Origin of the sequence: Caballeronia arationis, assembly GCF_001544975.2 — a bacterium.
GTDB lineage: Bacteria > Pseudomonadota > Gammaproteobacteria > Burkholderiales > Burkholderiaceae > Caballeronia > Caballeronia arationis.
Genome location: NZ_FCOG02000340.1, coordinates 1 through 2663 on the forward strand (window position 1 = coordinate 1; position 2663 = coordinate 2663).

2 protein-coding genes are annotated in these 2663 nt (G+C 58.4%); both read right to left on the bottom strand.

All coding sequences use genetic code 11. The features are described 5' to 3' along the window. Positions 1-85 precede the first annotated feature (85 nt). On the bottom strand, positions 86-874 hold the full coding sequence (gene istB / locus AWB81_RS41880; protein WP_062644388.1) for an IS21-like element helper ATPase IstB: 789 nt from the start codon (positions 872-874) through the stop codon (positions 86-88). Positions 875-879: 5 nt separating this feature from the next. Then, a complete protein-coding gene (istA, locus tag AWB81_RS41885; RefSeq protein WP_200822636.1) occupies positions 880-2397 on the bottom strand; it encodes an IS21 family transposase in 1518 nt (505 codons plus the stop codon). Between the last annotated feature and the right edge of the window lie 266 nt (positions 2398-2663).

The window sequence follows — 2663 nt, forward strand, 5'->3', positions numbered from 1 at the left end:
TGTCACGGATCGGCGTAATCGAGCCGGGGATGGTCGGCCTAATGAGGCCACGCAGAGTAGCCCCGAAACGCAATTTCGAATGGTTTCAAGAATGCGGTTTTTTGCCTGATTTTGCAATGACGTTTTCGCCGTTTTCAGGCATTGGTCTGGGCTTACGGAAGCTCTCGCCTTCAAGGACGATCCGATAGCAACCGTGGCGAAGTCGATCAAGCGTGGCTGCGCCGAGCACACGGTTGTCTGGGAAGGCGTCTCCCCATTCGTCCAGATCAAGATTGGAAGTCAATATCGTCGCTGCTCGCTCATAGCGTGCGGCAACGAGATCATGGAAGTCTTCGTCGTGTGGTGCGCGCAGCGGTTTGAGCGCGAAGTCGTCGACGATCAGCAGCGGCACGCGCACGAACTGTTGGAACTTGCGCTCGTACATCCCCGTGGCACGCGCTGCATGCAGCTTCTTCAGTAGGTCTGTCTGCGTGACGAACACGACATCGCGGCCCTGGCGCGCGGCGCAGTGGCCCAGTGCCTGTGCAATGTGTGATTTGCCGACGCCTGTTTGACCCACCATCAGAATCGCAACCTTCTCGTCGATGTAGCGTCCCGTCGCAAGATCATTGATATGCGCCCGATTGAGTTTAGGAAGGCGGTCAAAGTCGAATGACTCGAGTGTCTTTCCTAGCGCAAACCCGGCACGCAGGATGCGCGCGCCCAATTTTTTCTGGTCTCGCCGCGCGACTTCATCATGCAGCAGCATGGCGAGGAATTCGGTGTATGCAAGTTTCCCGTCGATGGCCTGCCGGTTGCGCTGTTCGAGCGAGTCAAGCACACCAGACAGCCGAAGTTGTTTGAGCGTCGTGTTCAGTTCTGGACTTGGATTCATGATGTTCAATGCAGAAGGAGGGAGTTGAGATCTCGACCGAAACGCCCGCCACTGAGGTACGTATCGGTGGGCGTTTGCGGGGGCGCGGCTACCGGCTCGCTGTCCAGTCCTTTATCGAGGATGCCTTTGACGGTGCGGTACTTCGGACTTGCAAACGCTAGCGCGCGTTCGCAAGCAGCGTCGAGCCGCTTGTCACCCACCTTCTCGCGCAATCGCAAGATGCCCTGGACACCGCGCAGGTTCACAAGCACTTGGTCGTTAAACAGCGCAAGGGCGACCGCCAGGCAGGAGGGGCCGATCTCTCTGGCACGAGCAAGGCACCACTGCGGATCGTGCTCGAGCCACGCCTGTGCTGCCGGTGGCTGATGGTCGCGCACCGTATGACGATCGCCGGGCTTGCGCAGCCGCGGATGCGTTGCAACCAGGCCATGCTGGTGAAACAATTGCACTACCGTGTCGGTGGCCTTGAGCCATAGGTCCTTACCAACCAGCGTGAACGGGACTGAGTACAGGGCCTTGCGGTAAACGACGTGGCCGTCGCTATGCACGGTGACTTCCTTCCACACGGCCAGCACCGGTGGCACGTCGGGAAGAGCTGCGAGCAGTGGCCTCTCGACGGCGAAGCGTGTCAGCGGTTGCTCATGGGTCGTGCCGTGCTTGCGGGTACTGGCTTCCTGCATGATCCATTCGTGTAACTGTCGATTCGCGTCGCTTAAGTCGCGAAACGTGCGCAGCGGTACGAAGGACTTCTTCACATATTTGACGCCCGATTCCACAATTCCTTTCTTTGCGGGGTCGTGTGGCGGACAAGCGTCAATCCGGAAACCGTATGCCTCGGCAAGCGATGCGTAGGAGCGTTGTACTTCGGGGCTGTAGATACACGCTTTAATGATTGCGCACTTCGCGTTGTCTATAATTACGCGCTCCGGGTGGCCACCGAACCATTCAAAGGTACGACGGTGGCAAGCCAGCCACGTCTCGACCGTCTGGTCGAACACAATCTCGGCATACTGATGCCGAGACCAGCACAACGTTGCCACATAGATCCACGTCTTAAGCGGCGTTCCGGATTCGTGCATCAATACGGGCCCGGCGCCGAAATCAACTTGCATTGCGTCGGCCGGCGCGAACTCAAGAATGGTCGTGGCGGCTACGCCACGCTCGTCCTTCAGGTGGATCAGGAAACGACGCATTGCGGAGTAGCTGCCGGTGTAGCCGTGATTGCGTTTGAGCGCGCCGTACATGGTTGTGCCTTGCACACCAGCGTCGAACCAGCTGCGGATCAGGTCGCGAAAGGGCTCCAGCGTTGAAATGCAGCTCCGGGCGACACCCGGATTGCGTCCGAATATGCCTGCCAACTCGGCATCGTCCGGTAGAGGTCGGTCCGGCTCTAGCCAGCCACGGGCGAGCGCCAACTTGCGTACGCCCTTGAGTTTGCCGCGGCCCATCAGCCGCGCGCTAGCAATATCGCGATCTGAATCGCCTTGACGCATGCGCGTCAGAACTTGTCGATATTCAAACACCTCGAATCTCCTGTTACTCATCGGCCCTCCGGGGAAAAAACTCCGAAGGATAGCCAGTTACGGAAATTCGAAACGCGTTTGGGACTACAGCAACACCAGACAACGAGCGAGCAAAGTGGCTCGATCACGCCGATCCTGAAGTGGCCTCATACGCCGATCATCGAGTGGCCCCAATATGCCGATCATTGACTGGCTCGATTACGGCGATCATCCGGTGGCTCGATTACGCCGATCATGAAATGGACCGATTACGCCGATCCGTGACA